This window comes from Saccharopolyspora terrae (assembly GCF_004348435.1).
In the GTDB taxonomy this organism is placed as follows: domain Bacteria; phylum Actinomycetota; class Actinomycetes; order Mycobacteriales; family Pseudonocardiaceae; genus Saccharopolyspora; species Saccharopolyspora endophytica.
Window position 1 is genome coordinate 99,599 of sequence record NZ_SMKS01000001.1, and the last position, 26,544, is coordinate 126,142.

Consider the following 26,544-nt stretch of genomic DNA (forward strand, 5'->3'; position numbering starts at 1 on the left):
ACGACCACCGGCCGCGCTAAAACGCTGGTCACGGGCTTCGTCCGATGCATTAGCATCCGGAGGCGTGCGCACTCCTGCTTTGACCTCCCGCCTCCGGCCGTTCACGTCCACGATCTTCGCGGAGATCACCGAGCTGGCCCGCCGCACCGGCGCGGTCAACCTCGGCCAGGGATTCCCCGACACCGACGGCCCGGAGAGCATGCTGCGGGTCGCGCAGGAAGCGATCGCCAGCGGCGTGAACCAGTACCCGCCGGGAGCCGGTGAGCCCGAGCTGCGCGCGGCGATCAGCGAGCACCGCGCCGCCCGCTACGGCACCGAGTACGACCCGGAAGGCCAAGTCCTGGTCACCGTCGGCGCCACCGAGGCGCTGACCGCGACGATGATGGCGCTGGTCGAGCCCGGTGACGAGGTCGTGCTCGTCGAGCCGTACTACGACTCCTACCCGGTCGCGGTGGCCATGGCTGGCGGCGTGCGCAAGACCGTCGGCCTGCGCCAGGGGCCCGACCACCGCTTCGAGCTCGACCTCGACCAGCTGCGGTCAGTCGTCGGCCCGCAGACCCGGGCGCTGATCCTCAACTCGCCGCACAACCCGACCGGCACCGTGTTCACCGATGACGAGCTGGCCGCGATCGCCGAGGTCTGCCGGGACAACGACGTCGTCGCGGTCACCGACGAGGTCTACGAGCACCTGCTGTTCGACGGGCGCGCGCACCACCCGCTGGCCGGTTTGCCGGGCATGGCCGAGCGGACCGTGTCGATCTCCAGCGTGGGCAAGAGCTTCAGCGCCACCGGCTGGAAGATCGGCTGGGTCTGCGGCCCGTCCGAGCTGGTCTCGGCCGTGCGCGCCGCCAAGCAGTTCATGACCTTCGTCGGCGGCGCGCCGTTCCAGCCGGCCGTCGCGCACGCGCTGCGCAACGAGCTGGCCTGGGTGGACCAGCTGCGCGCCGACCTGCAGCGCAAGCGGGACCGGCTGTCCGACGGCCTCGCTGAAGCCGGGTTCGACGTGCTCGACAGCGAGGGCACCTACTTCATCTGCGCCGACGTGCGCCCGCTGGGCTTCACCGACGGGGCCGACTTCTGCCGCTCGCTTCCCGAGCGCGTCGGTGTCGCCGCGATCCCGGTGCAGGTGTTCTGCGACAACCCGGGCGACTTCCAGCACCTGGTCCGCTTCGCGTTCTGCAAGAAGGACGAGGTCCTCGACGAAGGCATCCGCCGGCTGCACAAGCTGCGGTAGAGCTCGTGGAGGAACCGCTTTGCTTGGCGGTGCGGGTGTCAGAACCCGCGGCGGTGCGAGCTGAGTCCCACATCTGAGACAGCGGCTCCGCCGCGTTCTTGAACAACACCTGGTCCTCACCCACCTCCGTACCCGATGCAGATGAACCCGGATTCGCCGTGCCCCGCTTGGGCTTCGGCCAGGGCAGCGGCAGGTGGCAGGCCTGCGTCGAGTCGGTCGTGGAGCGTCAGCATCACCTCCACGGTCCGCTCGTCGGGGACCGGGACGACGCTGGCGATCACCGTCGCCGTGCCCCGGTCCAGCAGGGTCGCGGTCAGCCCGCTGAGCTGATCGCCCCTGCTGATCGCGGACTTCCCGACGTCGCAGGCCGACAGCACCACCGTGGTGGGGCTGCGGCGGAGCCCGTCGAGGTCGTGCGCGTAGAGCGGGCCGTCGTCCAGGTCCAGGCAGGACAGCAGCGGTTGGTCGTCGCGGAAGTGGCCGTGCGCCGCCAGGTGCGCGACGCGAGCTCCGTCCAATGCGGACAGGACCCGGTCGGTTCTCGCGGCCGACCCGGTGAGCAGCCACCCGCCGCCGCGGTGGTGCAGCGTGCGGACCTCGCGTTCGGCGTGGTCCAGGCGCGGCCCGGCGATCCACGCCTTGCCACCGGCCGGATTCGCCGCGCGCGCCCGCTCGGCACCGCCCAGCCAGCAGCGGATCGACGGGCTGACCGTGACCGGGTTGCCCCGGCACGCGGGCAGCGCGGCCCACGGCAGCAGGTGCAGCCGACCGGTCGGCACCACGACGAGTTCGCGTCCCCGCTTCAGGGCTGGGAGGACGGGTGCCAGCAGCTGCGCTTGGAGTTCGGCCGCGGCCAGCTCGACCCCGTGCTCGAACATCGGGGCCGCGCGGGAGTCCACGCCGCACGCCTGCCGTGCGAGCAGGTGGCGGAGGCGGACGGCCTGGCTCTCCGCCGAGGCCTCCGGACCGAGCACGTGCAGCGCGGCCTCACCGTCCACGATGGACACCGCGAAGAGCCTGCCGTTCTCGGAGAACAGGCTCAGCAGGACGGCGTCGCCGAGTTCGGCGCTGATCTCGCCGATCTCGGCCGGCGCCCGCAGCCGATCGGTGCGGCCCTCCACCAGCATCGCCTGGTGCCGCACCTGTTCTTCCAGCTCGGCAACGGTGTTCATGGCCCGCTTCGGGTCCGCCGCGCGCTGCGCGTCGAGCACCGCACCGCGCAGCCGGACCAGGGCCGCGTTCAGCTGCGGATCCGACGGCGGTCGCAGCGCCCGGCGGTGCAACGCGCTGGCCCGGGAGCGTTCGGTCCAGCGCAGCACCAGCTGCGGGTCGCCGATGCGCAGCGCGGCGCGCACCGCGACAGCGCCGAGCTCGTCGCCCAGTCCGAGTGCGTGCACCCGCATCTCGAAAGCGGCCATGCCGGCGGCCTGCCCGTCGACGGCCTTGAGCCCGGCGCGGCACGCCCGCAGCAGCCGGGCGGTGTTGCCCTCCTGCTCGGCGAGCAGCGCCTCGGCCAACCAGCCCAGGGATCGCAGCTGCGGTGGCACGGCGAGCTCGCGCAGATCAGCGCAGCGCCCGAGCAGCTTGCGCGCCACCGAGGTCAGGCCCGCCAGCTGCGCGGTGCGCCCGGCGGTGAGCCGGAGCTCGGCGGCGGCCGCGCGCCACCCGAAGTCCTCGCACGCGTTGGCCGCCCGCCGCGCCGCCGACAGGGCGTACCGCGTGTTCTGCCCGGACCGCAGCTTGGCCTGCCACACGATCGCCGAGGCCAGCGCCGCCCACGCGGGCCGCTTCTGGCCGCGGAACAACCGCCTCGCCGCGCTCGCCGCCTCCGCTGCCGCGGCCGGGTCGCCATCGCGCAGCGCGCATTCGGCCAGCGCGAGCCGGGTTTCGGCGAGACGTCCCTGCCGTCCGGTGGCGGCCAGGCGCTGCGACGCCTGCTCCATCACCGCGCGGGCGTGCCGGGTCAATCCCGCCGCCGCGAGCGCTTCACCCCGGTCCACCAGCGCTTCCGGGTTCGCGGTGACGTCGAGTCCGGCCGCCACCGCCTGCTCGAACAGCCGCAGCGCCCGGGGCAGATCGCCCGCCCGGAACGCCACGCAGCCCCGGTTGTGCCGGCACCCGGCGGCGCGCGCACCGCGACCGTCGGCGATGAAGATCCGCTCGGCGTCGGCCAGGTCCTGCTCGGCCTCCTCCAACCTGTTGGTGTAGAGGTTGGCCAGGCCCCGACCGAGCAGCGCGTTGGCCTTCCACCGCCTGTCGCCGTCGAGGTGTACCAACGCGCTGGTCAGGCGCAGCCTCGCGTCCCGGTGGTGACCGCGCTGGCAGTGCAGCAACCCGCGCAGGCACGTCGCCCTGGGCCGGTCCTCGGCGGGCAGGTGCGGTTCGGCGGCGGCCAGGTTCGCCCAGCTCGCACCGGTGGCGCCTCGTTCCAGCTCGATCCACGCCAGGGTCAGCTGCAGCTGCGCGGCCCGCTTGGACAAGCCACCGCGTTGCGCGGTGGACAGCCCGAGCCGCACGTGCCTGCGGGCCTCGTCGACCCGGCCGAGCTCGACCGCCGCCAGCGCGGCGATGTGCCGGGCCAGCACCCGCAGCTCACCGTCGGGAGCCGCACCCGACAGCAGCCGCTCGGCCTGCCGCATCGCGTCCTGCGGTGCCACGGTCGCCTCGTCGCGCCAGCGCAGCGCGGCCTCGATCGCCGCATCCGGCGGTGCCACCGCCGTCGCCGCGCTCAACAGACCAGCCAATCCGCGATGGCGGGCTCGGCCCGCTCTGGGCGGAACACCACGCTCACCGGGCCGCGCGGCACGTCGGCCACCTGGAACGCGCCGTCCCGGTCCAGCTCCCCGCTGCGCTCGCCGGACGGGTGCCGCACCACGACCTCGCCGGTCGGCGGTGCCTGGCCGGACCGGTTGAGCACCATCCCGGACACCCGGACCAGTCCGGCCGCCGTGGGCACCACGTCCATCTCCAACACCCGGCCGGGCATCGCGAAGGTCAGCACGCGCGACTGCGAGCCGCCGGCCCGCACGCCGACGCGTTCGTCCGCGGAGTCGCCGACGAGCTTGAGCTCGCCCCGGTCGCCGCGGGCCGCGCGCATCGCGACCGCCGCGTACGAGCCGGCCAGCACTCGGTCCGGGACCGGGTCCTGGGTCTGGAACAGTTCGCGCAGTCGGCGCAGTTCCGCCGGAATCCGCTGCTTCATCCCGCCACCTCCTCGGGCAGCTCGGCGCTGACCAGCCGCCTGCGCAGCTCGGCCAGGCACCGGCTCTTCTTCGGTCCGATCGTTCCTCTCGGTATCCCCAACGCCTCGCTGACCTGCGCGTAGGTCGTCTCCGGCGCGACGGCCAGGACCCGCAGCAGCTGCTGGCAGCGCTGCGGCAACGCGCCGAACGCCTGCGCCAACCGGGTACCGGAGACCACGCGCAGCGCCAGCTTCTCGGCGGCCTCGGAGTGCTCGGTCGCACCCAGGTGATCGGTGTCCAGGCCGACGGGCGCTTCCCGCGACCGCGCGCGGCGCAACCGGATGGCCTCCCGTCTGGCGGTGGTGACCAGCCAGCCGGGCAGGGCGTCGGGCTCGCGGAGCCGTTCGAGGTTCTCCGCCAACGACAACCAGGTCGCCTGGCAGACGTCCTCGGCGTCCGCGGTGTTGCCGGCGTACGCCCGCGAGACACCCCAGATCACCGGCGTGTACAGGTCCACCAGTTCCCGCCACGCCTGTTCGTCCCCGGACGCCACCCGATTCAGCAGCACCGCAGCCGGACCGGCTTCCCCGACCTCGTACACGACCAGCACCTCCGGAGCTCGGTGATCTCTCTTCCTTCCCACCGAGTAAGAGGACGAAGGGGTGCTCAAAGATTCAGTTGGCGCTGGATACCCCACGATCGGGTCAAGAAATGCGGTACCGGATCACTCGGCCGCGACGGGCTCGGGCAGTGCGGTGGCGTACGGGTAGCAGTGCTCGACGAGTTCGCGGGCCCGCGCGGGGTCCCGATCCCCCTGCAGGGCGGTGGCGATCACGGCGGCGACCCTGGGAGCGGCGAAGGACGTCCCGCTCCAGCGCGCGTAGCCGAAGTCGCGGGCGCCGCCCGGCGCCATCCGGACGAAGCAGCTGCGCACGTCCACGCCCGGTGCCGCGGCGTCGACCCAGTCGCCGGTGTTGGAGAACGAGGCGATCTTGCCGTCGGCCCCGGTCGCGGCGACCGCCAGCACCTCGGGCATCGCGGCGGGCCAGAAGGGCCGGGTCCGGCCGTGGTTGCCGGCCGCGGCCACCACGACGGCCGGGTCCATCGCGCGCAGCGCTGAGGCCAGGACCTCCGGGCAGCGGTCGTCGGCGGTGTGGCAGCCGGAGGTCAGCACGACCACGTCGACGGGCTCGCCCCGGCGCTGGGCCGAACGCCGCAGGGCGCGCAGGCCGGAGGCGACGGTGCAGTCGTCGGTGAATCCCAGCGAGGACAGCACGCGCTTGGGCCGGATGACCGCGCCCGGGGCGTGCTGCAGGACGACTCCGCTGACGAACGTGCCGTGCCCGGCTTGCCGGTCCTGACCGGAATCATCATCGGCGTCCAATTCCTCCGGGGCCGCTTCGAACCCGGGGCGGCCGCTGAACCAGGGGTGCGGGTCGCAACCGGTGTCGAGCACGCCGACGAACACCGGTGGTTCCCATTCGGCCGAAGGTGGCTCTGCGACCGGATGGGTGAACTCCGGTTTCTGCCCGGTTCCGAACATCACCGGCGTTCCGAACATGACCGGACTGCCGACGTGGACGTTGTTCACCGAGGCGCCCGCGCACTCTCCGGCCAGGTCGACGCAGTGGTCGCGTTCGGCATCGCGGAGCCGAATTCGGGCGAGCAGCAGGTCTTCGTCGTGGTGCACCCGATCGATCCACCTGCGGTACCGGTCGAGCACCGGGTCCAGCGAGTCCGCCGGGGCCAGCAATTCACCGCGCCTGACCAGGCATTCGCCATCGCCGCCGGGATCGTGCAGCAGCATCTCGTGCCCGTAGGACGTCCAGATGCGATGGAGTTCGGCTAGACCCAGCCGTTCCTGATTCTGATCCTGATCCACAGCGGACACTGTGCCGCTTTCGGGCTAGGTCCACAGCGGACGAGACCCCTTCGGGGAAAGGGGATCACCCCTTCCGACAACATTTGGCCCCTTCCGGAGTCCTCCAAATGCATGGAGAATGCTGGCCCAACTGTCGTGATCGTCGCTCAAGGTGGTCCGAAATCGCCCCCTGGGGTGGTTGAATGTCATCCGGAGGCGCCGATCATGGCGCAACCGTTGCTCCACCGCGCCACGCGGCGCGACTCGACCGGAATTGGCGGTGGTGACCGTGAAGGGAATTCGCGCAGTGCGCGGTCCCCGTTCGCGCACCGCTGCGTTCCTGGTCAAGGCCTCGCTCTTCAGCGGTTTGTGCCTGGGAGTGATGGTCGGCGGTGCGACCGCGGCTTCGGCCGGCGAGAATGCGCACGCCGACAAACCGGGCGTATCGCAGTCCGCTTCGGCATCGGCATCGAGCAAGCCCGACTCCGGTGATCACCCTTCCGGATCAAAGGCCAAGGGCTCGGGCTCCGGAAAATCGTCGAAGCCCGCCGAGAAGGCCTCCCAGCAGAAGAGCACCCAGCCTCAGAAGGCGGTCGAGACCGAGAAGCCCGACCCGCCGAAAAAGGTTCAGGCGGAAAGGCCCGAGAAGGTCGAACCGGCGAAACCGGATAAGGCCGCGCCCGCCGAACCGGCAGTCACCGCTCCAGCAGTCACCGCTCCAGCGGCCCCCGACACCGGCAACGCCTCGGCGAACGCCGACACGAACGCGACGTCGAACGGCAACGCCTCAGCGAACGCCAGCTCCTCGTCCAACGGGAGCTCGGCCCACGCGACCTCCTCTTCCCACGCGAACTCCGCCTCCCCGGACGAGCACGACTCGCTGGGCAAGGGCAACAGCGCACGTCACAAGAACACCCACGCCGTCGCCGACGAGCAGTCGAACGCACCGTCCAGCGCCGTTTTCACGGGGCCGACGGTCCGCAAATCGGTGGAGGCGTCGGGAACCGGCTCCGCTCGCGATGACGCACGGCCCCGGGCACCTGATGCGGACGAAGCGCCGGACGGCGACCCGTCGGGCGGTCCGAGCCCTGCCGTGCCCTCTCCCTGCTCGCCTCCCGCGAGCTCGCTGACCGCGGCGAGCGCCGGTGGTGTCGGTGGCCTGCGCCAAGCGCACGCCATCCTGCCCACCGCACCCGATCTCTCGGGCACCGCTGCCATCCTGGTGGCTCAGCGCGACATCGGACCGAACGTCAGCACCCGATCGGCCGAAACCACGGCGTCGCCTGACTGATCGCGGCCGTTCCGGCCTGCGCATCACCGCTTCTGCGGTGACTCTGGTGTCAACACCACCCGATGAACTCCGATCCGGACGCCTGCGCCCGACCGGATCGGACCGGGGCGCCACCAGCCTGTCCGGCAGCGTCGATCAAGAACATCGCTGATTAAGCGTCTCTGACCTGCTGAAAGCACAGGACTGGGCCCTGGCCCCGGTGCCGCGATTGCCCCTGCGGCGCCGGGGCGGCGCCCTCTGGTCGAACCGCCCGTCGGCACGTCGAGGGGCCGTGCCGACGGGCGGCCGACTACTACTCCTGGGTGGGATCCGTGCGGGATCCGCACGGGATTTCGCACGGATTCCACCCGGCGCGGGCCTGAAGCTTTCCACGAGGGGTGTCAGCTTCAGGCGATCGGAACGGTGAGCGGGTTCGGTGCTGGTCCTGGCCGCACCGAACCCGCTGCCGCAGCGAGCCGCTGGATGGCTTCGACCAGCCGTTCACCCGGCAACGTGTAGGGCACGCGGATCCAGCGCTCCAGCGATCCGTTGACCGAGAAGCGAGCGCCCGGCGCCAATCGCACCGCGTGCGCCTCGGCCGCGACCGCCAGCCTGCTGGAGATGGGTTCGCCGACGTCGCACCAGAGCGACAGCCCGCCGTCGGGCAGGCGAAAACGCCACTCCGGCAGGTGTTCCCGAAGCGCGGCGACCAACACGTCGAGCCGCTGCCGGGTTTCCTCCCGCCGCCGGGCCAGAACCGGTTCGGCGTCGTCGAGCAGTTCCGCGAGCACCAGCTGCTCCAGCACCGGCGTGCCCAGATCGACGGCCGCGCGCCCGAGCACCAGCCGCTGCACGAACTCCTCGCTCGCCCGGATCCAGCCGAGCCTCAGCCCGCCCCAGAACGACTTGCCCGCCGAGCCGATGGTGATGGCGCGCTCGGTGAAGCTCGCCATCGGCGGCGGGGGTTCCTCCCCGGTGAGATCGATGTCGATCAGCGTCTCGTCGATGACCGCGTTCGTGCAGGTCCTCGCCAGGGTCGTCGCCAGCCGCGACCGGCCTTCGGCGTCCAGCCGCACGCCGGTGGGGTTGTGGAAGTCGGGGATCAGGTAGGCGAGCCGAGGCGCGGTCTGGCGGAGCGTGGCGTTGAGCAGCTCCAGGTCCCAGCCGTCGTCGGTCATCGGCACGGCCACCGGGGTCACCCCGTGGCCGCGCAGGGCCTCGACGGCGTTGGGGTAGGTGGGGTGCTCGACGAGGACCCGCTCGCCCGGGGCGACCACTGCGCGCAGGACCAGCGCGAACGCGTGCTGAGCGCCGTTGGTGACCAGGATCTGCTCGGGGTTGGTCGGCAGACCGCGCGCGGTGTAGCGCTCGGCGATGCGGGTGCGCAGCGCGGGGAGCCCGTGCGGCTGGTAGCCGTGGTCGCCGAGCTGCTCGGCGAGGCGGACCTGCGCGCGCTCCACGGCTCCGCGCATCTCGGGCGGGGCTCCCGGGGTCGCCTGGGCCAGGTTGATCATGCCCGGGTCGTTGGACGGGAACCAGCCGCCGTGCATCTCGTTGCCCCGCCGCGAATCCGGCAGCTTCACCCACGAGCCGGCACCTCGGCGACTCGCCACGAAGTCGTCCTCGCGCAACCGCTCGAGAGCCCTGGCGACCAGGGTCCGGCTCACGTCGAGGGCGGCAGCGAGCTCCCGCTCGGCGGGCAGCCGGGTTCCCGGCGGGAGCCGTCCGTCGAGCACCAGCTGGCGAACGCCCTCGGCGAGCAGCTGCGAGGAGGGCCGTGACGCGCCGTGCCAGGCCCCGAGGAGGTCGACGAGCTTCTGGCCGTAGATGTGGGCGCCCGGTGTCGGCAACATGGGTCCAATATAGCTCGATTGGCTATCGATATAAAGTCCAATTGACCATTAGGAAGGGAGTATGGCTTCGATCCCCGTTCCAGTGGACCTCTCGCCGCTGTCGATGCGCTTCCGCCCGCACGCCCGGTTCCCGCAGCTCATCGGCGGCCTCCTGCTCTACGGGGCGAGCCTGGCGCTGATGGTGCGCGGCGACCTCGGCCTGTCGCCGTGGAGCGTGCTCGACCAGGGGATCTCGGCGCGGCTGGGCGTGAGCATGGGGATGGCGAGCGCGGTGGTGGGCGTCGCGGTCCTGCTCTGCTGGCTACCGCTGCGGCAGCGGCCGGGCGTGGGCACGGTCGCCAACGTGCTGGTGATCGCGGTCGCGGTGGACGCCACCCTCGGCCTGCTCCCCCCGGTGGAGGCTCTGGGGATCCGGGTTCCGCTGCTGGTCGCCGGGGTCTCGCTCAACGCGCTGGCGACCGCGACCTACGTCGGCGCCCGCCTCGGACCGGGCCCTCGGGACGGCCTGATGACCGGGCTGCACGCGCGAACGGGCTGGTCGGTGCGTCTGGTGCGGACGTCCATCGAGGTCTGCGTCATCGCAGCGGGTTGGCTGCTCGGCGGCACCGCGGGGCTCGGGACTGTCCTCTACGCGGTGGCGATCGGTCCACTCACACAAACCTGCCTGCGGTTCACCGCCGTGAGAGTGAAAAAAGATCTCTGCCCCTAGAGACATCTCGGATACCACGCAGTAGCATTGACGCCGTCCACCTGACCCCCAGGGGTGGACCTTGACGCCCCCGCACTCCCGGTAACCCCCAGGCCGGTTGAGCGCGGGGGCGTCGCTACTCCTAGATCGCGTTGACCGCGCGTGCCTCCCTGTTCAGCGCACGCAGCATCGCGTTCCGCCCCTGCCGCAGGACGGCCAAGGTGGACAGCAACTCGAACACATCGGACGGCAGTGCCGGCATCACGATCCCTCCCCGCCCTCGGTGATCCGGACGCTACCGGCGGCCACCGACAAATCCGGAAGATCGGCGATGACTTTCCACCGGAGCGCCGGTCTACCTCCGCGACAGCCGGAGAACAGGAGCGGGCATGCAGAAGCGAGAACCGGTGACGGGCCCTGAGCTGATCGAGTTGTTGGAGCGCGGCTTCGAGGCCACCTCGGCGATGCTGCGGGCGGTGCCGCCGCAGCGTTTCGGGGATCCGAGCCCCTGCGAGGGGTGGACCGCCGGCCAGGTCGGCAACCATCTCGTCGGTGGTGCGAGGTACTTCGGGCAGGTCGCGGCCGGGCAGGCTTCCGAGCTGCCCGCCGAAGACCCGCAGCTCTCCGCCGACGAGGTCGCGGCGGCGTTCGGCGAAGCGGCGCGGCTCAACGTGGACGCCTTCAGCAAGCCGGGCGTTCTCGATCAGCAGCTCGAGTTCGCGTTCGGCCCGACGCCGGGCTGGATCGTCGCCAACATCAGCCTGTCGGAGACCGTGATCCACGGCTGGGACCTGGCCCGCGCGGCCGGGCTGCCGTACTCACCGGACGACGCCGCCGTCGACGCCGTCATGCGGTTCCAGTCCCAGAGCAACGAGGACGAGCTGCGCGCCGAAGGGATGTTCGCCCCGGCCACGTCAGCGCCCGGGGACGCGAGCCCGTTCGAGGAGCTGCTGGCCTTCACCGGCCGCGAGCCCCGATCCGTTTCGGGATGAAACGGGCGCGGTTGTCGGACCGGCGTGGCAGGATTTCGCAGGTGGGTGGGTATTCGGGCAGATCGGCGCGGTTGCGGGACCTCGCGCTGCTGAGACGGGTCCGGGATCGGATCGATCGCGAGTACGCGCAACCGCTGGACGTCGAGGCGCTGGCGCGCGGGGTGAACATGTCCGCCGGGCACCTCAGCAGGCGGTTCCGGGCCGCCTACGGCGAATCCGTCTACGCCTACCTGATGACCAGGCGGATCGAGCGGGCGATGGCGCTGCTGAGGCGAGGCGACCTGAGCGTCACCGAGGTGTGCTTCGAGGTCGGCTGCTCGTCGCTGGGCACCTTCAGCACCCGGTTCACCGAGCTCGTCGGCGTCCCGCCCAGCACGTACCGGCGCGAGGCGGCCGGGACGGCGGCGATCGTGCCGTGCCTGGCCAAGCAGGTCACCAGACCGGTCAGGAATCGAGAAGCGCCGTCGCAGAGCAGCTCATAGCGTGATTGCCATGGACATCAGCATCAACGCCAGCTTCCTCCCGCAGGACGACCCGGAGGCGGCCCTGGCCTTCTACCGCGATCTGCTCGGCTTCGAGGTCCGCAAGGACGTCGGCTACGCCGGGATGCGATGGCTGACCGTCGGCCCGCCCGGGCAGCCCAGCACCTCGATCGTGCTGCACCCGCCGGGCGTCGACCCGGGCATCACCGACGACGAGCGGCAGCTGATCAGCGAGATGATGGCCAAGGGGACCTACGCCGGAATCCTGCTGGCCACACCCGATCTCACCGCCACGTTCGACGCGCTGCAGGCCGGCGACGCCGAGATCGTCCAGGAACCCACCGACCAGCCCTACGGCGTGCGCGACTGCGCCGTCCGGGACCCCGCCGGGAACATGATCCGAATCCAGGAAGCGCAGTGAACGGAGCCGCGATGCACATCGCCGACAGCCACGACCTGATCCGGGTTCACGGGGCGCGGGTGAACAACCTGCAGGACGTGAGCGTCGAGATCCCCAAGCGCCGGTTGACCGTGTTCACCGGCGTGTCGGGATCGGGCAAGAGCTCGCTGGTCTTCGGCACCATCGCCTCCGAGTCGCAGCGGATGATCAACGAGACCTACAGCGCGTTCCTGCAGGGCTTCATGCCGACGCTGGCGCGACCCGACGTCGACGTGCTCGACGGGCTGACCACGGCGATCATCGTCGACCAGGAGCGGATGGGCGCGGACCCGCGCTCCACGGTCGGCACCGCCACCGACGCGAACGCGATGCTGCGGATCCTGTTCAGCAAGCTCGGACAACCGCACATCGGCTCACCGCAGGCGTTCTCGTTCAACGTCGCCTCGATCAGCGGGGCGGGCGCGGTCACGATGGAACGCGGCGGGACGAAGGTGAAGGAGCGCCGCGAGTTCAGCATCACCGGCGGCATGTGCCCGAGGTGCGAGGGACGCGGCAGCATCTCCGACTTCGACCTCACCCAGCTCTACGACGACTCGAAGTCGCTCCGCGAGGGCGCGCTGACCATCCCCGGCTACACCATGGACGGCTGGTACGGGCGGATCTACATGGGTTCGGGGTTCCTCGACCCGGACAAGCCGATCCGCTCCTACACGAAGAAGGAGCTGCACGCCCTCCTCCACAAGGAGGCGACCCGGATCAAGGTCGAGGGCGTCAACGTCACCTACGAGGGCCTGATCCCGCGGATCCAGAAGTCGATGCTGTCCAAGGACCGCGAGGGGATGCAGCCGCACATCCGCGCTTTCGTGGACCGCGCGATCACCTTCGCGACCTGCCCGGAGTGCGACGGCACGCGGCTCAGCGAAGGAGCCCGGTCGTCGAAGATCGCGGGCATCACCATCGCCGACGCCTGCCGGATACAGATCAGCGACCTGGCCGAATGGGTCAGCGGGCTCGACGAACCGTCGGTGAAACCGCTGCTCGGCAAGCTCCGGCACACCCTGGACTCGTTCGTCGAGATCGGCCTCGGCTACCTCTCGCTGGACCGGCCCGCTGGCACCCTGTCGGGCGGTGAAGCCCAGCGCACCAAGATGATCCGGCACCTCGGATCGTCGCTGACCGACGTGACCTACGTGTTCGACGAGCCGACGATCGGGCTGCACCCGCACGACATCCAGCGGATGAACGACCTGCTGCTGCGGTTGCGCGACAAGGGCAACACGGTCCTGGTCGTCGAGCACAAGCCGGAGACGATCGCCATCGCCGATCACGTCGTCGACCTGGGTCCGGGCGCCGGAACCGACGGCGGCACGGTCTGCTTCGAGGGCGACGTGACCGGTCTGCGCACCAGCGACACCGTGACCGGCAAGCACTTCGACGACCGCGCCTCGCTCAAGTCGGAGTTCCGCCAGGCCACCGGTGCGCTGGAGATCCGCGGCGCGACGGCGAACAACCTGCGCGAGGTGGACGTCGACGTGCCGCTGGGCGTGCTGTGCGCGGTCACGGGCGTCGCGGGTTCCGGCAAGAGCTCGCTGATCCACGGCTCGATCCCGGCAGGGGCAGGCGTGGTGTCGATCGACCAGAGCGGCATCCGAGGGTCGCGGCGCAGCAATCCGGCGACCTACACCGGACTGCTCGACCCGATCCGCAAGGCGTTCGCCAAGGCCAACGGCGTGAAACCCGCTCTGTTCAGCGCGAATTCCGAAGGCGCGTGCCCCACCTGCAACGGTGCCGGGGTCGTCTACACCGACCTCGGGATCATGGAAACCGTTGCCACGACGTGCGAGGAGTGCGAGGGCAAGCGGTTCAACGCCTCGGTTCTGGAGTACCGCTTCGGCGGGCGCGACATCAGCGAGGTGCTCGACATGTCCGTCGCCCAGGCCGAGGAGTTCTTCGGCGGAGGGGACGCCCGCACGCCCGCCGCGCACAAGATCCTGGAGCGCATGGACCAGGTGGGCCTGGGCTACCTGCGCCTCGGCCAGCCGCTGACCACGCTCTCCGGCGGCGAGCGGCAACGCCTCAAGCTGGCCACGCACATGGGCGACAAGGGCGGCGTCTACGTCCTCGACGAGCCCACCACCGGTCTCCACCTGGCGGACGTGGAACAGCTCCTCGGCCTGCTCGACCGGCTCGTGGACTCCGGCAAGTCGGTGATCGTCATCGAGCACCACCAGGCGGTCATGGCCCACGCGGACTGGATCATCGATCTCGGACCGGGTGCCGGTCACGACGGCGGGAAGGTCATCTTCGAAGGCACCCCGGCCGACCTGGTCGCTTCCGGCAAGACCCTGACCGCTCAACACCTCGCCGACTACGTTCGAGCCTGAGTCCGGACGAAACATCCTTCGTCCCAAGAAGAACCACGCGTCCGGAGCCGAGTCCTGTTCGCGATCGGGTGGTCCTGCTCCGCGAAGCAACCGGAGCGGAGCTCGAGACGTCCTCCTGGTTCGAGAACTGTTCGCAACCAGCAGGAGGAACGGGCATGTCGATCAAACGGATGTCGGCTGCGGTGCTCACGACGCTGTGCGCGGCCGTTGCCGTGCCGGTGCTCACGGCGGCGCCGGCCCAGGCGTGGTCGTGGGACTGCCAGGAGTACCTGCGCGGCAAGGGCTACAACGTGCCCGTCGGCGGCGAGGCCGCGGATGCCTGCACCATCGCGGAATCCGGCAGCTCGAACGCCCTCTCGATATGCCTGTCGCGACTCGAGAGCCTCGACGTGAAGTACACCCACGCCAAGACCGGCTGCAAGAAGGGCGCGCTGAAGTAGCGGGCTTCGAGGAATCCCTTCCCGAAATCGGGAGGGGATTCCTCTTGCTCGGCCGGGGGCACCGCGGGGCAGCAGCGGCGCGCCCCGTCCCTTTTCCGGAGTGATGTCCACCGATTCGGGTGCCCACCATCCGCGACCAGGCTCTTCGCGCACACCTCCGAGAACGCCCCATAACGCGGTTAGCGGCCATCGGGGTGATGAGAACGGGGCAGGCGCACCTCTGCGAAGGCCAACCCGTTGGTACATCCGCCCGGCGATGTTGCCTCCAAGCGAAAGGGAACCCATGCGTGGAACCCGTCTGTTCGTGACCGCCGCCTTAGCGGCAGCAACCTCTCTGCCCCTCACCGCAGGCCCCGCAACAGCAGTCGAACGCAACCCGGTGATCTTCGTGCACGGTTGGAACGGCAGCGCCTCCAACTGGAACGAGCTGGTGGCCGACTTCAAGGCCGACGGCTACACCGATGGCGAGCTCACCGCCTGGAACTACAACACCTCGCAGTCCAACAAGACCACCGCCGACCAGCTCTCCGCCGTCGTCGACGACGTGCTCGCCCGGACCGGCGCGACCGAGGCCGACATCGTCACGCACTCGATGGGCGGGCTCAACAGCCGCTGGTACCTCAAGTTCGTCGGCGGAGCCGACGAGGTCGACGACTGGGTCTCTCTGGCCGGCCCGAATCACGGCACCACGTCGGCGAACTCCTGCTTCGACGCGTCCTGCGTGGAAATGCGGCCCGGGTCGGAATTCCTGGCCACCCTCAACGACGGGGACGAATCACCGGGCGCGGTCAACTACGGCACGTGGTGGTCGACCTGCGACGAGACCATCGACCCCGATGACAGCACGGTCGTCTCGGGTGCGCGCAACACCCAGACCGGGTGCATCACGCACCTCGGGTTCCTCACCGACGACGGCGTTTCGCAGGATGTCCGCACCTTCGTCGCGTGACCTGAGAACCGGTGCGGGCCAGAGGATCTCGCCCCACCCCGACTCAAGTCCACTGTGTATCCTCGCAGGCGGCTCGGTCAGCTTCCCGGGCCGCCGCGCCGCGGTTGCACCACGAGGGGGACCGAGACGACGATCAGGGCTCCGAGCACGATCACGTTGAGGACCTGGTCCAGCGGTTCGTACATGTGCAGCATCGTCACGTGGTAGCCGAAGTGCAGAACGTTGAACACGAGCCACACCGCACCGGTCATCCGCGACGACCGCCCGTCATCGGCGCGCCGGAGTGCGACCGCGCTGAGCACCGCCAACGCCAGGAACATCGCTCCGCCGTCCTTGACGAAGTGCTCGTTGTACGGCCCCAACTGCGGCAGCCAGCTCAGGCCGAGTCCGGGGAACGCGTCGTAGAAGAACCTCGGCGCGAAGTACGCCCAGGCGCCGGGGAGCACGGATGCGAAGGTCAGAACCCCAAGGCACGCACGATCGATCACGACCTTCGGAGATCTCCTCTGCCGCGCTTCGCTTGAGCTGATCACGAGCTCCTCCTGTCCTCGAGCTCTCGCCCTCCACCTCGAGTCGCGAGGCGCCGGACGAAATGCTCGTCGCGGTGACGACGAGACCGAGCCGGCATCCGTGACAAGGCGCGCCGCCGACGCGACGCGAGTCACTTCGCGTCACACCACCCACGGGCTGTCTCGTCTTCACCGCGACGCCGGGGAAGACCGGCCAGGACGAGCGGAGCTGCTGTGAAGATCGCGATCGCCGGGGGCACCGGACTGGTGGGGAGCAAGGTCGTGGCGAAGGTGCGCGCCGCCGGGCACGAGCCTGTCGTCATCGCGCGTTCGCACGGGACGAACCTGATCACCGGGGAGGGCCTGCTCGAAGCACTGCGCGACTGCCGCGCGATGATCGACGTCAGCAACGTGGTCACCACCAGGAAGAAGGTTTCGATCGAGTTCTTCTCCCGCGCCACGGCGACCCTGCTGCGGGCCGCGCGGCAAGCCGACGTCGATCACCTGGTCACGTTGTCGATCGTCGGCTGCGACGCGGTCGACCTCGGCTACTACTTCGGCAAGCGCGTCTCGTCGAGGCGGGGGATGTGCCGTGGACGATCCTGCGCGCCACGCAGTTCTTTGAGTTCCCGGAACCCCTGCTGGCGGCGAAGTCGCCGATCGCGGTGATCCCCCGCATGCTGTCGCAACCCGTCGCAGCCGACGAGGTCGCCGAAGCGCTGACCCGCTACGCGACGCAGGCCCCGGCCGGCCGCGCCCCAGACCTGGCCGAACCTGAACAACTCCAGATGACCGACATGGCCCGACGCCTCCTGAACGCCCGCGGCCAACACCGCCCGGTGCTACCCCTGTCCATCCCCGGCCGAGTCGGCCAACAACTCGCAGGCGGCAGCCTCCTCCCCGGAAGCAACCACACCCGAGGCCGGAAGACCTTCGACCAACACCTGGCTTGGATCCGCGCCGCCGCAGAACGCCGATGACCAGCCGGCGGAACGCACCCGCCGTCAGCCCACATCCGCGCACTCCACCGTTGTGGTGCAAGCCACACTTTGGCATCATGGGGGATGCCGGGGTAATGCCCGGGGATCGACCCGAGGAGCGCAGTGGCCTGGACGACCAAGGCCGCCCGACCTAGTGGCCTGGACGACTAAGGACCGCCCTAGACCTCGCGATCGCTAGATCGCAAAACGCTTCTCGGGTCGATCTGCGTCCGGAAGGACAAGCAAGCACCCCTGGAGCACACGCAAGAACCAAGAAGCCCCCACCGAGTCGGCAGGGGCCTTCTCGCAGCTATGAGCGGTGGCCAGGGGCGGGGTCGAACCGCCGACCTTCCGCTTTTCAGTTCGACGATTGCTTGTTCGACACCGTTCACGTGAGCTGTATGGCCTGGTCAGGAGGCTAGAGCGAACAGGGCTGACCGCCCTTGAACGACAACGAATGAGACCCAAACTGAGACCATCACCCCGGCAGTCCACCAGATCCGCAAGCCTCGCGTATCTAACCAGCCCGGCGCTCATGGCCAATGGCACCGGTGCGGATCAGGAAACAGATTCGCGCTAGGCGCACACAATATTCCAACGTAGAAGCGTCTTAGTCACCTTTACACGTCAATTTTGTTGCTCAGTAAAACTCTTGACCGGCTACTGCGGTGAACTGAAGAGCTGCACTCCACTTCTGAAGTGAGCCTGCGCGCACCCACGACCAGGCGTTTGACTTGGCTTCGCTTGCACCAACTTCGCCAAGGTCATGAAAATATACATCGCAACTAGAAGCCAGGCGTTACAGTGACCAGGAACACGTTCGCCGGGATTGAGAATCTTGTACGATTCCGTTTCGTCACGATCATTCTGATTCGAGATCCAGCGGCGGTAACGCCGATGGCTACTAGTTTTCTCATGTGGGAGAACCTCAACAATGCACACCTTAAGCTTCGATTCCGATGCCAGCGCTCAGGCCGCATTCAGCGGGGACGCTGACTTTCATGCCGAAGCCATGGCTCGTTCCTACACCACGGCCGAGGTCGAAGCTGACCAGAGCTCGCAGGCTCAGCTGATCGGCGCAGCCGCGAGCACTTTCGAGGCTGAGGGCGGCGCGGACGCTGAGTTCGACGCCACCGCTGCTAGCTACGGTAGCGCGGATTTCGACATGGTCGACACGTACTGGGGCGACAGCGTTGAGGGCGATGTCGCCACCAGTGCCGCATCCAGCGTGGATTACACCAGCTCTCTCGATGGCGGGTTCGGTGACGCCATGTTCGCAGGCAGCGGTGAGGCGGCAGCAGAAAGCAGCGCCGCGACAGAGGCTGATTTCTTCTTAGCCTAGGAAGTGCGCGCAATTCGGCGGGTAGCTGCAATTGCGCAAGTGCTGGAAGATAATTGGATGACTGCTTAGGATTTGCGGTTAAGTGTCCGCCGCTGCCGCAGTCGTCAACCATTTCACGCAGCCCAAGATACCGCCCCCCTCCGATCGGTTCGCCGATCGGAGACGGGGCGGTTACTTCGCCGTTGATGGCGGAATTCTGCTCGGTTTGCCGAACCGGAAGGCCGAGCCGCCTTGGGAGACCTCCTCGCAGCGTTTACTCATCTAGCCGGATGGCCCTCGGCGGATCATTGGAAAGACGTGATCTTCTCAAGGGCAAGCGGCCTGTCCCCGGCTCGAGGCCCCCTGCACGCACGCTGACCTTCTCCGGATCGACGGCGCTCCGGCCCAGGGCGAAATGGCCCCCTCACACCTCCTGGGGAACACCCTGCGGTGCAGGTCATCGGCCACGACATCGAGAAGGCCGCCGAAACGGGCGCTGCATTGAGGCTGGCGGGCAAGCGCGCTGGAGATCACAAGCGCTGTGGGATGAGTTCGCCCAGCCGGCGCCGGTCCTCACGAGTGACTCTCGACGAGACCCCGTTGAGCACAGCCGAAGGTCGATCCGTGCGAAAGGCGTCGAGGACGTCCGCGTCGACCCTCCGCAGCAGGGCGGTCGCCTTGACAGGGTGCCCTCTCGTGGCTCCTTAACGATTTTGACTACGAGCGTGAGGCTTCGTAGGAACTTGGCGTTGCATGCTCTCTTTCGAGCTTTGTGAGCGCCCTGCGGACAGCGGTGCAGCCGCGTTTGTCCACAAGTGCATGGAATGCGGAGAGCGCGGCGCTGTCCTCGTGTCCGGCGAGCTTCAGAAGAGCGCGCAGCTCAAACAGGCAAGCAGCCTCGTTAGCTATCACGGCCTCAACCTTCCTTGAGCGATGCTTTTCGCGCTGTAATCACGTTCTTCGGAGAGGCAGAACGCGGGTCCGTGCCACGGCTTGCGGGAGGTGCCTGGTTTCTTCACCACGTTGTGCCTTGGCGGGTTTTGCGGCAGGCAGGGCACCTTGAAATCGGAGCGATCGCGTAACGTGCTGGCGAGGGATGCGCAGCCTGATTGTGTCTGGATCCGCGAAGCGACGGGCGGGGGCGTCGGGATCCTCGGTAGGCCACTGAGGTATGGCAGAGACCGCCGTCACGATCTGACCCAAGGGCGTAACAAGGCGCGTCATTTCGTAGTAGCTCATCTCAGGCTTTCTCCACAGTCGAATTGAATTGGGCCTTGGGGGCCAGAGCGGTGGTGAATGGGCCTGGCCCCAAGGTCAGCGAGAGTTCCAGCAGAATTCAGGTGGAGTTCGGTCAGAAGTCGAACACCACACCTGTTTCCACGCGCATGGCACACATGTTGGAATACGTTTCTTCGAACCGGACTTCGGATCCTCGCCAGGTGCCTGTAGCGCTGACCATGACGGGGGCGTACTCCAGCGTGCACGCACGGGGCTCTTCTGCCTGCAACGCTGTGAAAGATCCACCGACTTGGTCGAGCTGAGCACAGGCTTTCACCGTGTGCTTGTGGTTGCCGCCCGTCGGGTGGCAGCGCAACACGACAATGCGGTTCACGTCCGAGCCGTCGCTGGAAACAGAGAGTTTAACCGCACTCGCGACATTGTTTTTCGGTGCAGCCGACGTCTCCGCGGCGACCGCGGCAGGCGCCAGCATCGTACCGATCAGCGCAGCGCCAACAATCAAAGCGCGACGCATCGATTTAGCAAACATTCGTCTTCCTCCAGGAAAGGGAAGAGCCACAACTTTAAGGACAAGGGGTTCAGATGTCGATCAACCGTTGCCGAAGCGTTGCACAAGCAGTTTTCGTGCCGGGTTACTCATTGCGCGACCTCTGAGTTTGCGCCAGTGGTGACGCAGAGATGTCGCGCGAGCACACCGACGGCCAATGCGGGCGGGAGCGTCCTTTGCGAACGCGCGCAACGCTATCTCACTACAGTCTGTACAGTTCCTTAGACCATACGGGTGATAAACCCGGCTCTTACGCAAGTAATCGGTTTCGCCCGGAGCACCCGAACAATTTTCGCGTTAGTTCATGTTTCAATAACGCATACGTTGAGAAACGAATGAACTCGGCTTTAACGAGTCCCGGCCGCGCGAAGTTAGTCTTCCCGCGACTGGTGACCGCTGGTTTCCCCCGCCGACGCTCACCAGGGTCCGGGTCGCAGCGCCCCTGAACTCCCCCGCCGGGCGGCGCGCGATACCTTCACCGCAAGCAGTAGATGCGCGGTGGCCGCGGAGCGTCCGCACCTGTTGTGTCGGGGCCAAAGAACAGGTGCGGACGCTTCACGAAACGTGAGGCTCCACGCCAAGTGGCGTCAGCGCCTCGGCCTATGGGCGCTGACGCTCCCGTCGTCGGCGACGCAACTTGATTGGGCCTACCCGGCGGAGAGATCGGGCAGCGCGTCCCGACGAACTGTGCGGGAGCCGAACCCCGCGATACAGGTCGGGTTCCCGGAGGATCAAGATTCGTGGTTGTCAGCACGGCAGGCATCGCAATAACTGCACTGACGCTTCCGAGGTCTCGAACTCGTCAGTCGGACAAACCTCGGACCTCGCGCCTGTCCAGGTGCGCGACTCTAGGTGTGCGCTGTCGCGCGAGGCTCGCTGAGGTGGGCATGTCGAGGGAGGTCGCTGCGATGCGGCCGAGCGGGCACTCTTGACCCGGTTGTGCTCGATCGGGGCGTGTTGGTGCTGGCATGCTGGATCTTGCCTCCCGCCGGAGGTGTTAGCCCCCAGGGGACGCTCTGGGGGCGCCGGTGGGGGTTCCGGCGGGAAGGTGGACATCATGTCCGAGGAGTCTTTCGGGCAGGCTTTGCGGCGGCATCGTCGTGCGGCCGGCCTGTCTCAAGCCCAACTTGCCCAGGAACTGCACCTCGACCAGGGCAATCTCTCCCGGTACGAGAACGACCGGCAACGCCCCGAACCGGCGACCGTGGACGCCTTAGACGCTCTCCTGTGCGCCGGCGGGGAGCTCCGCGCCCTGGCCAACGCCGCCACCCCGCAGCCCGCGACCAGGGGCATCCCGACCGCCGGCGCGGTGCAGCCGTGCGATGAGACCGATGCGATGGAGCTGGCCCGCAGGGTCGCTGCCTCCGACATCAGCTCCGAGACACTGGCTCAGCTGGAGATGACCTTCGATGACCTGGCCACCGCCTACCCCGCCAGCAGCCCGCACAACCTCCTGCCCCGGCTGCGGGAGCACCTGGGCTACATCTCCCAGCTCATCGACGCACCCCGCAAGACCCTCGCCGCCCACCGCCACCTGCTGGTGCTCGGCGGCTGGTTCTCCCTGCTGGCCGCAACGGTGCACATCGACTTGAACCAGCACGCGCCGGCCACCGCCCGGCTGCGCACCGCCGCAGGACTGGCCACCCACGCCGAGCAGGACGAGATCCGCGCCTGGTGCTACGAAACCGAAGCCTGGCGCACCCTCACCGGCGGCGACTACCGACGCGCCGCCGAGCTCTCCCAACACGCCCAGTCGATCGCCCCGTCCGGGAGCTCTGCGGAGATCCAGGCGACCGCGCAGGAGGGCCGGGCGTGGGCGCGGCTCGGTGAAGGCAACGCCACCTACCGCACGGTCGAACGCGTCCACTCGCTGTCGGCGCATCTGCCGAAGCCGGTGCCAGCCGAGCACCACTACCGCTACGACCCCGGTAAAGCGGCGGCCTACACCGCGACCACGCTGGCCTGGCTCGGTGATCCCGAGGGCGAGCAGCACGCCCGCGCGGTCATCGATCGCTTCCGGCCCACCAACGACTTCCAGCCCTGGCCCCGCCGCTACGCCACCGCCCACGTCGACCTGGCCCTGTGCACCGCCCGCAACGGCCGGCTCGACGAAGCCGCCGACGCCGCCCAGACCGCGATCGCTTCCGGGCAAGTCGCCCCGTCCAGCTGGTGGCGCGTCCGCGAAGTCGTCAACCACGTCACCACAGGAAAGCTCCCAACCGCAGGCGAGCTCCAGGACTCCTACCGGACCATGATCAGCCGCTAACCACACATGGTTATGCGCATCGGCCCTCAGCCGATGCGCATAACCCCGCATTTCCGATCACGGGCCGTGGTGTTTCGGCAGCGTTGGGTGCATGGATGCGGCACGACCAACGCCACCGCTCGACGCGGGCCTGTGGACCAGCCCTGACGGCTGCGTCCACATCCGCAACGCCGGCACCGGAAACACCTTCTGCGGCCAACCCGTCGGCAACTACGGCACCCACCCCACCCACGCCTGCGAGGACTGCGTCGCGGTGAGCCTGCGCGAGTACGCGCGCGTCCATGCCTGCAACCTCGTCTACCGCAAGCGGGGTGAGTCGTGAGCGCCCCGACGAAGTCCGAACAGGGCTACGCCCTGGTGTGGACCGATCACCTCGGTGTCGTGCACGAACGCCGCCAGGACGACAACGGACGGAGCCTCTGCGGCCTCAACGCCGGCGAGAACAACCGCCCGATCTCCGCTCGTGCCTGCCGCGACTGCATCACCCAACGTCTTACCTCCGAGATCCCCTAGCAGCCGAGGGGCGCGGATGGCCCCGAACTCCGCGCCCCTCGGCGTTCCACACCCCTCCCATCCCTCCGGACGTGCCCGAACAAGCCGCATATGGCGTTCTCAGCGCGCCATGAAATCGCCGACACCACCACTGACCAGGCGAGGCAAGGACAAAGGCCGCGCCTCCCCGAAAGATCCACGAGAGCCCGGCACAGCGCTCCGTAATCAGCGGGCCTCGATGGTGCTGGCTGAAGCCGTCCAGCGCACCAACCGCGCTTGGCCCATCAGCCCAGGTAGGGCTGCATGCGGGGTCTCATCCAGCGCGTGATCGATGCGCAAGCGCATCGAGGTGGGAATGTTCAGGCGGTCGAGGTCCGTTGGGGCGACCCAACGGACCTCTTTCGTTTCGCTGCCGTCTTCACGCGGCGGGGGCGCATCCAGCACCACCCGGAGCTGTTCGAGAAGCTGTACCTGAAGATGATGGAGTCCGGGTTGAAGCCTGGGACGGCGCACCAGGTGCACGGCGTCCGCTTCGTCATCGCGTTGGCCCTCGGCACTCGGCAAGGCGAGTCACTTGCTCTGAAGTGGGACTGCCTCGACGAGCGGCGGAAAACCCTGCGGATCAAGAGGGCTCTCCAACGGCAGACATGGCAGCACGGGTGCGACGACCCGCACCAGTGCGGGCAGAAGTACCACAAGACGAAGCCGTGCCCGCCCACGTGCAAGCGCCACACTCGCGCGTGCCCACCACCCTGTTCCGCGGATTGCACCGATCACGCCCGCTGGTGCCCCCAGCGAAAATTCAACCGAACGGCCGGCCGCTGGACCCCGCCGGGACCTCGACGAGTGGAAATCACTGCTTGCTGAGGCCAACGTCCGTGAGGCCCGGCTGCACGACGCCCGCCACACCGCAGCAACAGTGCTCCTCATCCTCGGGGTTCCTGACCGAACCGTCATGGACCTCATGGGCTGGTCGACGATCTCCATGAAGCAGCGCTACATGCACGTCACCGACGCACTCAGACGGGACGTCGCGAACCACCTCAACACGTATTTCCGGGGAATGTAGTCAGATGCCTGGCGGGCGTCAGCTGCATTGCGGCGCCCGCCCGGTACACAAACTCCGCAGGTCTACTGGATTTGATAACCGGCGTTGCAACGGCGGCGGCCTTGATCTTCACGGCGGGTAAACGTCGTGATCGCACGCGATCAGGCGAATACAGCCGAGCAAGGACAAATCACCGACCGTTTCACTAAAGCCGTCGAGCAACTCGGCGCCGAAAAGCCCGAAGTCCGTATCGGCGGCGCCTACGCGCTGAACAGGATCGCGTCGGACTCGCCGAGGGACCACTCGGCTGCGATGGACGTCCTGGCCACGTTCGTACGTACACATCCGCCTGCTCCGCCAACGGACGCCCTGCTGATGTGGCCACCAGTGGACGTCACTGCGGCCGCCGACCTCTACACCGCAGCAGACATCATCAGAAGCCAGAGCCACAGCCCCGACGCCAAGCCCATCAATCTTTCCAGTGCGCGGCTGGCGAAGATGGATTTCGCTGGCGTCAATCTTGCTGGTGCGGACTTGAGCGGCATTGACCTCACCGGCGCGGATCTCACGGGCGCCAATCTGAGTCACGCGAACCTGCTCGGAGCTACGCTCCTTGGAGCAGACTTGACCAACTCGAACCTGGCGGACGCTTCCCTGATTAACGCCGACCTCCAGTCCGCACGTCTGACGGGGGCGACAGTAACCCGTACCGAGATCGACGCGACCAGCCTCACTGGAGTCAGCGCTGTCGGTATAGACCTTGCCAGCGCCAACTTCGGCAGCGCCAAGCTCGGCGGCGCCGTGCTCGAAGCAGCGAACCTATCCAATATCAGCTTCACCGGCATGAACCTCTCCGGCGCATTCCTCAGTGGTGCCAACCTCACCGGCGCCGATTTGAGGGCCGCGAAGCTTGCTGGCACAGACCTCAGGCACGTGGACCTCATACGTACCCGCACTGACAGCAAGTGAGCCTTGCCCGGGTGGGGACTTCGCGAAACTGAAGTCCCCACGCCCTGGGGCAGGAACTGAGACGAGAAATGAGACGAAGAAGCCCCCGTCGAGATCGACGGGGGCTGTTCTCGCAGCTATGAGCGGTGGCCAGGGGCGGGGTCGAACCGCCGACCTTCCGCTTTTCAGGCGGACGCTCGTACCAACTGAGCTACCTGGCCGATAGCGTCCGGCGTGCTGCCGTTCGCCTTGGCGACCCAGACGGGACTCGAACCCGCGACCTCCGCCGTGACAGGGCGGCGCGCTAACCAACTGCGCCACTGGGCCATGCTTCAATCTTCAGTTGTTCGTACCCCCAACGGGATTCGAACCCGCGCTACCGCCTTGAAAGGGCGGCGTCCTAGGCCGCTAGACGATGGGGGCTTGACCGATCCGAAACCGGTCCGGCCTTCGCCTCCAACCGGCTTTCCCTTTCGGGGCGCCCCGTTGGCAGTGATGAAAGCTTACGACACACGCTTCCGGCCACCCAAACCGGGGGTCCCTTTAGCCGCGCGGCACCGTCGCGGACCGCCCCAGCGCTCCGCGCCCGAGGCCGATACTAGCCCCCTGACCTGCCGAATCGCCACCACCGGCAGCAGCCCCCTGCGGGTCGCCCTGAGGCGGCCGAGGGGCTTCGCCAGGCCCGGAAACGGTCAAAACGGGCCGTGGTGGAGTTTTGTGATCCACGACTCATGATCATCCGACTGCGGAGGCCACCCGGGAGCCGTCGACCGCCAGACCCGGGAGCAGGACGCGCCACGACTCCTCCAAGCGGGCCGCGAGGCGCCTCGGGTCGCCCGCCACGAGCAGGTTCGTGCCGACGACCACCGCGTAGCAGAGTCGGGCCGTCGCGGCCGGGTCCACGCCCGGGCGCAGCAATCCGAGGTCGGCGGCGCGGCGGATCAGGTCGTCGAACAGGAACTCCCAGCCGTCCGTGTCGGTGCCGACGTGGCCGCAGGCCAGGGACAGGCCCGCGCGCAGCAGCACGTCCTCCTCCAGGCGGCGAGCCGTGTCGCAGGTGAGGCCGACCATCGTCGCCAGCGGGTCCTGCCCGCGCTCGTACCAGCGGCTGCTCAGCTCGGCGAGCTGCTCGCGGTAGCGCTCGACGAGCGCGTGAGCTACCTCCTGCTTGCCGCTGAAGTGGAAGTAGAACGCACCCTTGGTGGTGCCGCAGCGGCGCAGGATCGCGCTGAGCTTGGCGGCCTCGTAGCCGACCTCGTCGATCTCCTCCGCCGTGGCGACCATGATCGAGTGACGAGTGAGCTGCGCCCGGTGCTGCTGTGCCATTGATCGACTCCGACCCCCGGTGGCCATGCCTGACCGCCCATGCGGGCGACTCCACGCCCGAACGGTTGATCAAATATGCCACCGGAAGTTACCCCGGATGCGCACCTTTCGCCCAGCGGAACACCTGGTTGTC

General features: G+C 68.4%; 25 protein-coding genes, 3 tRNA genes and 1 pseudogene. 17 read left to right on the forward strand and 12 right to left on the reverse strand.

Annotated elements, in window-relative coordinates:
• Window positions 1-64 precede the first annotated feature (64 nt).
• Complete coding sequence (locus tag E1181_RS00520) at window positions 65-1,234, forward strand: pyridoxal phosphate-dependent aminotransferase (RefSeq protein ID WP_132671853.1); 1,170 nt, start codon at window positions 65-67, stop codon at window positions 1,232-1,234.
• 116 nt (window positions 1,235-1,350) lie between these two features.
• On the opposite strand, the gene E1181_RS00525 is transcribed toward E1181_RS00520, so the two are convergent.
• The 4 genes from E1181_RS00525 to E1181_RS00540 form a co-directional block, all read right to left on the reverse strand.
• Complete coding sequence (locus E1181_RS00525; RefSeq protein ID WP_132671854.1) at window positions 1,351-3,966, reverse strand: CHAT domain-containing protein; 2,616 nt, start codon at window positions 3,964-3,966, stop codon at window positions 1,351-1,353.
• On the reverse strand, window positions 3,963-4,436 hold the full coding sequence (locus E1181_RS00530; RefSeq protein WP_132671855.1) for a hypothetical protein: 474 nt from the start codon (window positions 4,434-4,436) through the stop codon (window positions 3,963-3,965). The genes E1181_RS00525 and E1181_RS00530 overlap by 4 nt, the downstream gene beginning before the upstream one ends.
• Window positions 4,433-5,017, reverse strand: coding sequence for an RNA polymerase sigma factor (locus E1181_RS00535; protein ID WP_132671856.1), 585 nt, complete (start codon window positions 5,015-5,017; stop codon window positions 4,433-4,435). The genes E1181_RS00530 and E1181_RS00535 overlap by 4 nt, the downstream gene beginning before the upstream one ends.
• A 123-nt stretch (window positions 5,018-5,140) precedes the next feature.
• A complete protein-coding gene (locus tag E1181_RS00540; protein ID WP_235875562.1) occupies window positions 5,141-6,298 on the reverse strand; it encodes a S8 family peptidase in 1,158 nt (385 codons plus the stop codon).
• 286 nt (window positions 6,299-6,584) lie between these two features.
• On the opposite strand from E1181_RS00540, the gene E1181_RS00545 reads away from it, so the two are divergent.
• On the forward strand, window positions 6,585-7,568 hold the full coding sequence (locus tag E1181_RS00545) for a hypothetical protein (protein WP_132671857.1): 984 nt from the start codon (window positions 6,585-6,587) through the stop codon (window positions 7,566-7,568).
• Between the two features lie 386 nt (window positions 7,569-7,954).
• Here E1181_RS00545 and yczR read toward each other — a convergent pair whose 3' ends face one another.
• A complete protein-coding gene (gene yczR, locus E1181_RS00550; protein WP_132671858.1) occupies window positions 7,955-9,400 on the reverse strand; it encodes a MocR-like transcription factor YczR in 1,446 nt (481 codons plus the stop codon).
• Between the two features lie 61 nt (window positions 9,401-9,461).
• Between yczR and yczE the strand changes: the two genes are divergently transcribed.
• Window positions 9,462-10,109 carry a membrane protein YczE gene (gene yczE, locus E1181_RS31215; RefSeq protein WP_235875564.1) on the forward strand — a complete coding sequence of 216 codons (648 nt, stop codon included), beginning with the start codon at window positions 9,462-9,464 and terminating at the stop codon, window positions 10,107-10,109.
• A 121-nt stretch (window positions 10,110-10,230) separates the two neighbouring features.
• Here yczE and E1181_RS32470 read toward each other — a convergent pair whose 3' ends face one another.
• On the reverse strand, window positions 10,231-10,353 hold the full coding sequence (locus E1181_RS32470; RefSeq protein WP_268952417.1) for a hypothetical protein: 123 nt from the start codon (window positions 10,351-10,353) through the stop codon (window positions 10,231-10,233).
• A 124-nt stretch (window positions 10,354-10,477) separates the two neighbouring features.
• On the opposite strand from E1181_RS32470, the gene E1181_RS00560 reads away from it, so the two are divergent.
• The 6 genes from E1181_RS00560 (at window position 10,478) to E1181_RS00585 (ending at window position 15,735) form a co-directional block, all read left to right on the forward strand.
• Window positions 10,478-11,080: a TIGR03086 family metal-binding protein gene (locus E1181_RS00560; protein WP_132671859.1), complete on the forward strand. Its 603-nt coding sequence runs from the start codon at window positions 10,478-10,480 to the stop codon at window positions 11,078-11,080.
• 41 nt (window positions 11,081-11,121) lie between these two features.
• Window positions 11,122-11,562 carry a helix-turn-helix transcriptional regulator gene (locus tag E1181_RS00565; protein WP_235875566.1) on the forward strand — a complete coding sequence of 147 codons (441 nt, stop codon included), beginning with the start codon at window positions 11,122-11,124 and terminating at the stop codon, window positions 11,560-11,562.
• A gap of 10 nt (window positions 11,563-11,572) precedes the next feature.
• Entirely contained in the window at window positions 11,573-11,983 is a 411-nt protein-coding gene (locus E1181_RS00570) for a VOC family protein (RefSeq protein ID WP_132671861.1), read from the forward strand.
• An 11-nt stretch (window positions 11,984-11,994) separates the two neighbouring features.
• Complete coding sequence (locus E1181_RS00575) at window positions 11,995-14,346, forward strand: ATP-binding cassette domain-containing protein (protein ID WP_132672087.1); 2,352 nt, start codon at window positions 11,995-11,997, stop codon at window positions 14,344-14,346.
• Window positions 14,347-14,501: 155 nt separating this feature from the next.
• Window positions 14,502-14,786: a hypothetical protein gene (locus E1181_RS00580; RefSeq protein ID WP_132671862.1), complete on the forward strand. Its 285-nt coding sequence runs from the start codon at window positions 14,502-14,504 to the stop codon at window positions 14,784-14,786.
• 283 nt (window positions 14,787-15,069) lie between these two features.
• The gene (locus E1181_RS00585; RefSeq protein ID WP_132671863.1) at window positions 15,070-15,735 is read left to right on the forward strand and encodes an esterase/lipase family protein; all 666 of its coding nucleotides are present in this window, start codon (window positions 15,070-15,072) and stop codon (window positions 15,733-15,735) included.
• 77 nt (window positions 15,736-15,812) lie between these two features.
• Here the strand turns inward: E1181_RS00585 and E1181_RS00590 are convergent, their stop codons facing one another.
• On the reverse strand, window positions 15,813-16,223 hold the full coding sequence (locus tag E1181_RS00590) for a hypothetical protein (protein WP_132671864.1): 411 nt from the start codon (window positions 16,221-16,223) through the stop codon (window positions 15,813-15,815).
• A 255-nt stretch (window positions 16,224-16,478) separates the two neighbouring features.
• Here E1181_RS00590 and E1181_RS31675 point away from each other — a divergent pair, with 255 nt between their 5' ends.
• The 3 genes from E1181_RS31675 (at window position 16,479) to E1181_RS00600 (ending at window position 18,566) form a co-directional block, all read left to right on the forward strand.
• Window positions 16,479-16,913 carry an SDR family oxidoreductase gene (locus E1181_RS31675; RefSeq protein ID WP_207921947.1) on the forward strand — a complete coding sequence of 145 codons (435 nt, stop codon included), beginning with the start codon at window positions 16,479-16,481 and terminating at the stop codon, window positions 16,911-16,913.
• Window positions 16,914-16,921: 8 nt separating this feature from the next.
• On the forward strand, window positions 16,922-17,224 hold the full coding sequence (locus E1181_RS31680; protein WP_207921948.1) for a Rossmann-fold NAD(P)-binding domain-containing protein: 303 nt from the start codon (window positions 16,922-16,924) through the stop codon (window positions 17,222-17,224).
• A gap of 934 nt (window positions 17,225-18,158) precedes the next feature.
• Window positions 18,159-18,566 (forward strand): hypothetical protein, encoded by a 408-nt coding sequence (locus E1181_RS00600; protein WP_132671865.1) that lies wholly within the window; start codon window positions 18,159-18,161, stop codon window positions 18,564-18,566.
• 1,330 nt (window positions 18,567-19,896) lie between these two features.
• Here E1181_RS00600 and E1181_RS00605 read toward each other — a convergent pair.
• Window positions 19,897-20,313: an SSI family serine proteinase inhibitor gene (locus E1181_RS00605; protein ID WP_207921949.1), complete on the reverse strand. Its 417-nt coding sequence runs from the start codon at window positions 20,311-20,313 to the stop codon at window positions 19,897-19,899.
• Between the two features lie 1,075 nt (window positions 20,314-21,388).
• Between E1181_RS00605 and E1181_RS00610 the strand changes: the two genes are divergently transcribed.
• From E1181_RS00610 to E1181_RS00635, 5 genes and pseudogenes are all read left to right on the forward strand, one after another.
• Window positions 21,389-22,597 (forward strand): helix-turn-helix domain-containing protein, encoded by a 1,209-nt coding sequence (locus tag E1181_RS00610; protein ID WP_132671866.1) that lies wholly within the window; start codon window positions 21,389-21,391, stop codon window positions 22,595-22,597.
• 91 nt (window positions 22,598-22,688) lie between these two features.
• Window positions 22,689-22,919: a hypothetical protein gene (locus tag E1181_RS00615; protein WP_132671867.1), complete on the forward strand. Its 231-nt coding sequence runs from the start codon at window positions 22,689-22,691 to the stop codon at window positions 22,917-22,919.
• Window positions 22,916-23,110: a hypothetical protein gene (locus E1181_RS00620; protein WP_132671868.1), complete on the forward strand. Its 195-nt coding sequence runs from the start codon at window positions 22,916-22,918 to the stop codon at window positions 23,108-23,110. The genes E1181_RS00615 and E1181_RS00620 overlap by 4 nt, the downstream gene beginning before the upstream one ends.
• Window positions 23,111-23,512: 402 nt before the next feature.
• Window positions 23,513-24,158 (forward strand): annotated as a pseudogene (locus E1181_RS32685) (tyrosine-type recombinase/integrase); the annotation flags it as partial.
• A 126-nt stretch (window positions 24,159-24,284) separates the two neighbouring features.
• On the forward strand, window positions 24,285-25,106 hold the full coding sequence (locus E1181_RS00635; protein WP_132671869.1) for a pentapeptide repeat-containing protein: 822 nt from the start codon (window positions 24,285-24,287) through the stop codon (window positions 25,104-25,106).
• Between the two features lie 126 nt (window positions 25,107-25,232).
• On the opposite strand, the gene E1181_RS00640 is transcribed toward E1181_RS00635, so the two are convergent.
• The 4 genes from E1181_RS00640 to E1181_RS00655 all read right to left on the reverse strand — a co-directional run bounded on the left by E1181_RS00640 (window position 25,233) and on the right by E1181_RS00655 (window position 26,411).
• Window positions 25,233-25,306, reverse strand: a tRNA-Phe gene (locus tag E1181_RS00640).
• A gap of 29 nt (window positions 25,307-25,335) precedes the next feature.
• Window positions 25,336-25,412 (reverse strand) — tRNA-Asp (locus tag E1181_RS00645).
• Between the two features lie 23 nt (window positions 25,413-25,435).
• A tRNA-Glu gene (locus tag E1181_RS00650) sits at window positions 25,436-25,508 on the reverse strand.
• A gap of 312 nt (window positions 25,509-25,820) precedes the next feature.
• Window positions 25,821-26,411 carry a TetR/AcrR family transcriptional regulator gene (locus tag E1181_RS00655; RefSeq protein ID WP_132671870.1) on the reverse strand — a complete coding sequence of 197 codons (591 nt, stop codon included), beginning with the start codon at window positions 26,409-26,411 and terminating at the stop codon, window positions 25,821-25,823.
• Between the last annotated feature and the right edge of the window lie 133 nt (window positions 26,412-26,544).

Coding starts and splice junctions, on each gene's coding strand:
- E1181_RS00530 (WP_132671855.1), bottom strand. CDS start 4,436: ATGAAGCAGCGGATTCCGGCGGAACTGCGCCGACTGCGCGAACTGTTC.
- yczR (WP_132671858.1), bottom strand. CDS start 9,400: ATGTTGCCGACACCGGGCGCCCACATCTACGGCCAGAAGCTCGTCGAC.
- yczE (WP_235875564.1), top strand. CDS start 9,462: ATGGCTTCGATCCCCGTTCCAGTGGACCTCTCGCCGCTGTCGATGCGC.
- E1181_RS00560 (WP_132671859.1), top strand. CDS start 10,478: ATGCAGAAGCGAGAACCGGTGACGGGCCCTGAGCTGATCGAGTTGTTG.
- E1181_RS00570 (WP_132671861.1), top strand. CDS start 11,573: ATGGACATCAGCATCAACGCCAGCTTCCTCCCGCAGGACGACCCGGAG.
- E1181_RS00575 (WP_132672087.1), top strand. CDS start 11,995: ATGCACATCGCCGACAGCCACGACCTGATCCGGGTTCACGGGGCGCGG.
- E1181_RS00580 (WP_132671862.1), top strand. CDS start 14,502: ATGTCGATCAAACGGATGTCGGCTGCGGTGCTCACGACGCTGTGCGCG.
- E1181_RS00585 (WP_132671863.1), top strand. CDS start 15,070: ATGCGTGGAACCCGTCTGTTCGTGACCGCCGCCTTAGCGGCAGCAACC.
- E1181_RS31680 (WP_207921948.1), top strand. CDS start 16,922: ATGCTGTCGCAACCCGTCGCAGCCGACGAGGTCGCCGAAGCGCTGACC.
- E1181_RS00600 (WP_132671865.1), top strand. CDS start 18,159: ATGCACACCTTAAGCTTCGATTCCGATGCCAGCGCTCAGGCCGCATTC.
- E1181_RS00605 (WP_207921949.1), bottom strand. CDS start 20,313: ATGTTTGCTAAATCGATGCGTCGCGCTTTGATTGTTGGCGCTGCGCTG.
- E1181_RS00610 (WP_132671866.1), top strand. CDS start 21,389: ATGTCCGAGGAGTCTTTCGGGCAGGCTTTGCGGCGGCATCGTCGTGCG.
- E1181_RS00615 (WP_132671867.1), top strand. CDS start 22,689: ATGGATGCGGCACGACCAACGCCACCGCTCGACGCGGGCCTGTGGACC.
- E1181_RS00655 (WP_132671870.1), bottom strand. CDS start 26,411: ATGGCACAGCAGCACCGGGCGCAGCTCACTCGTCACTCGATCATGGTC.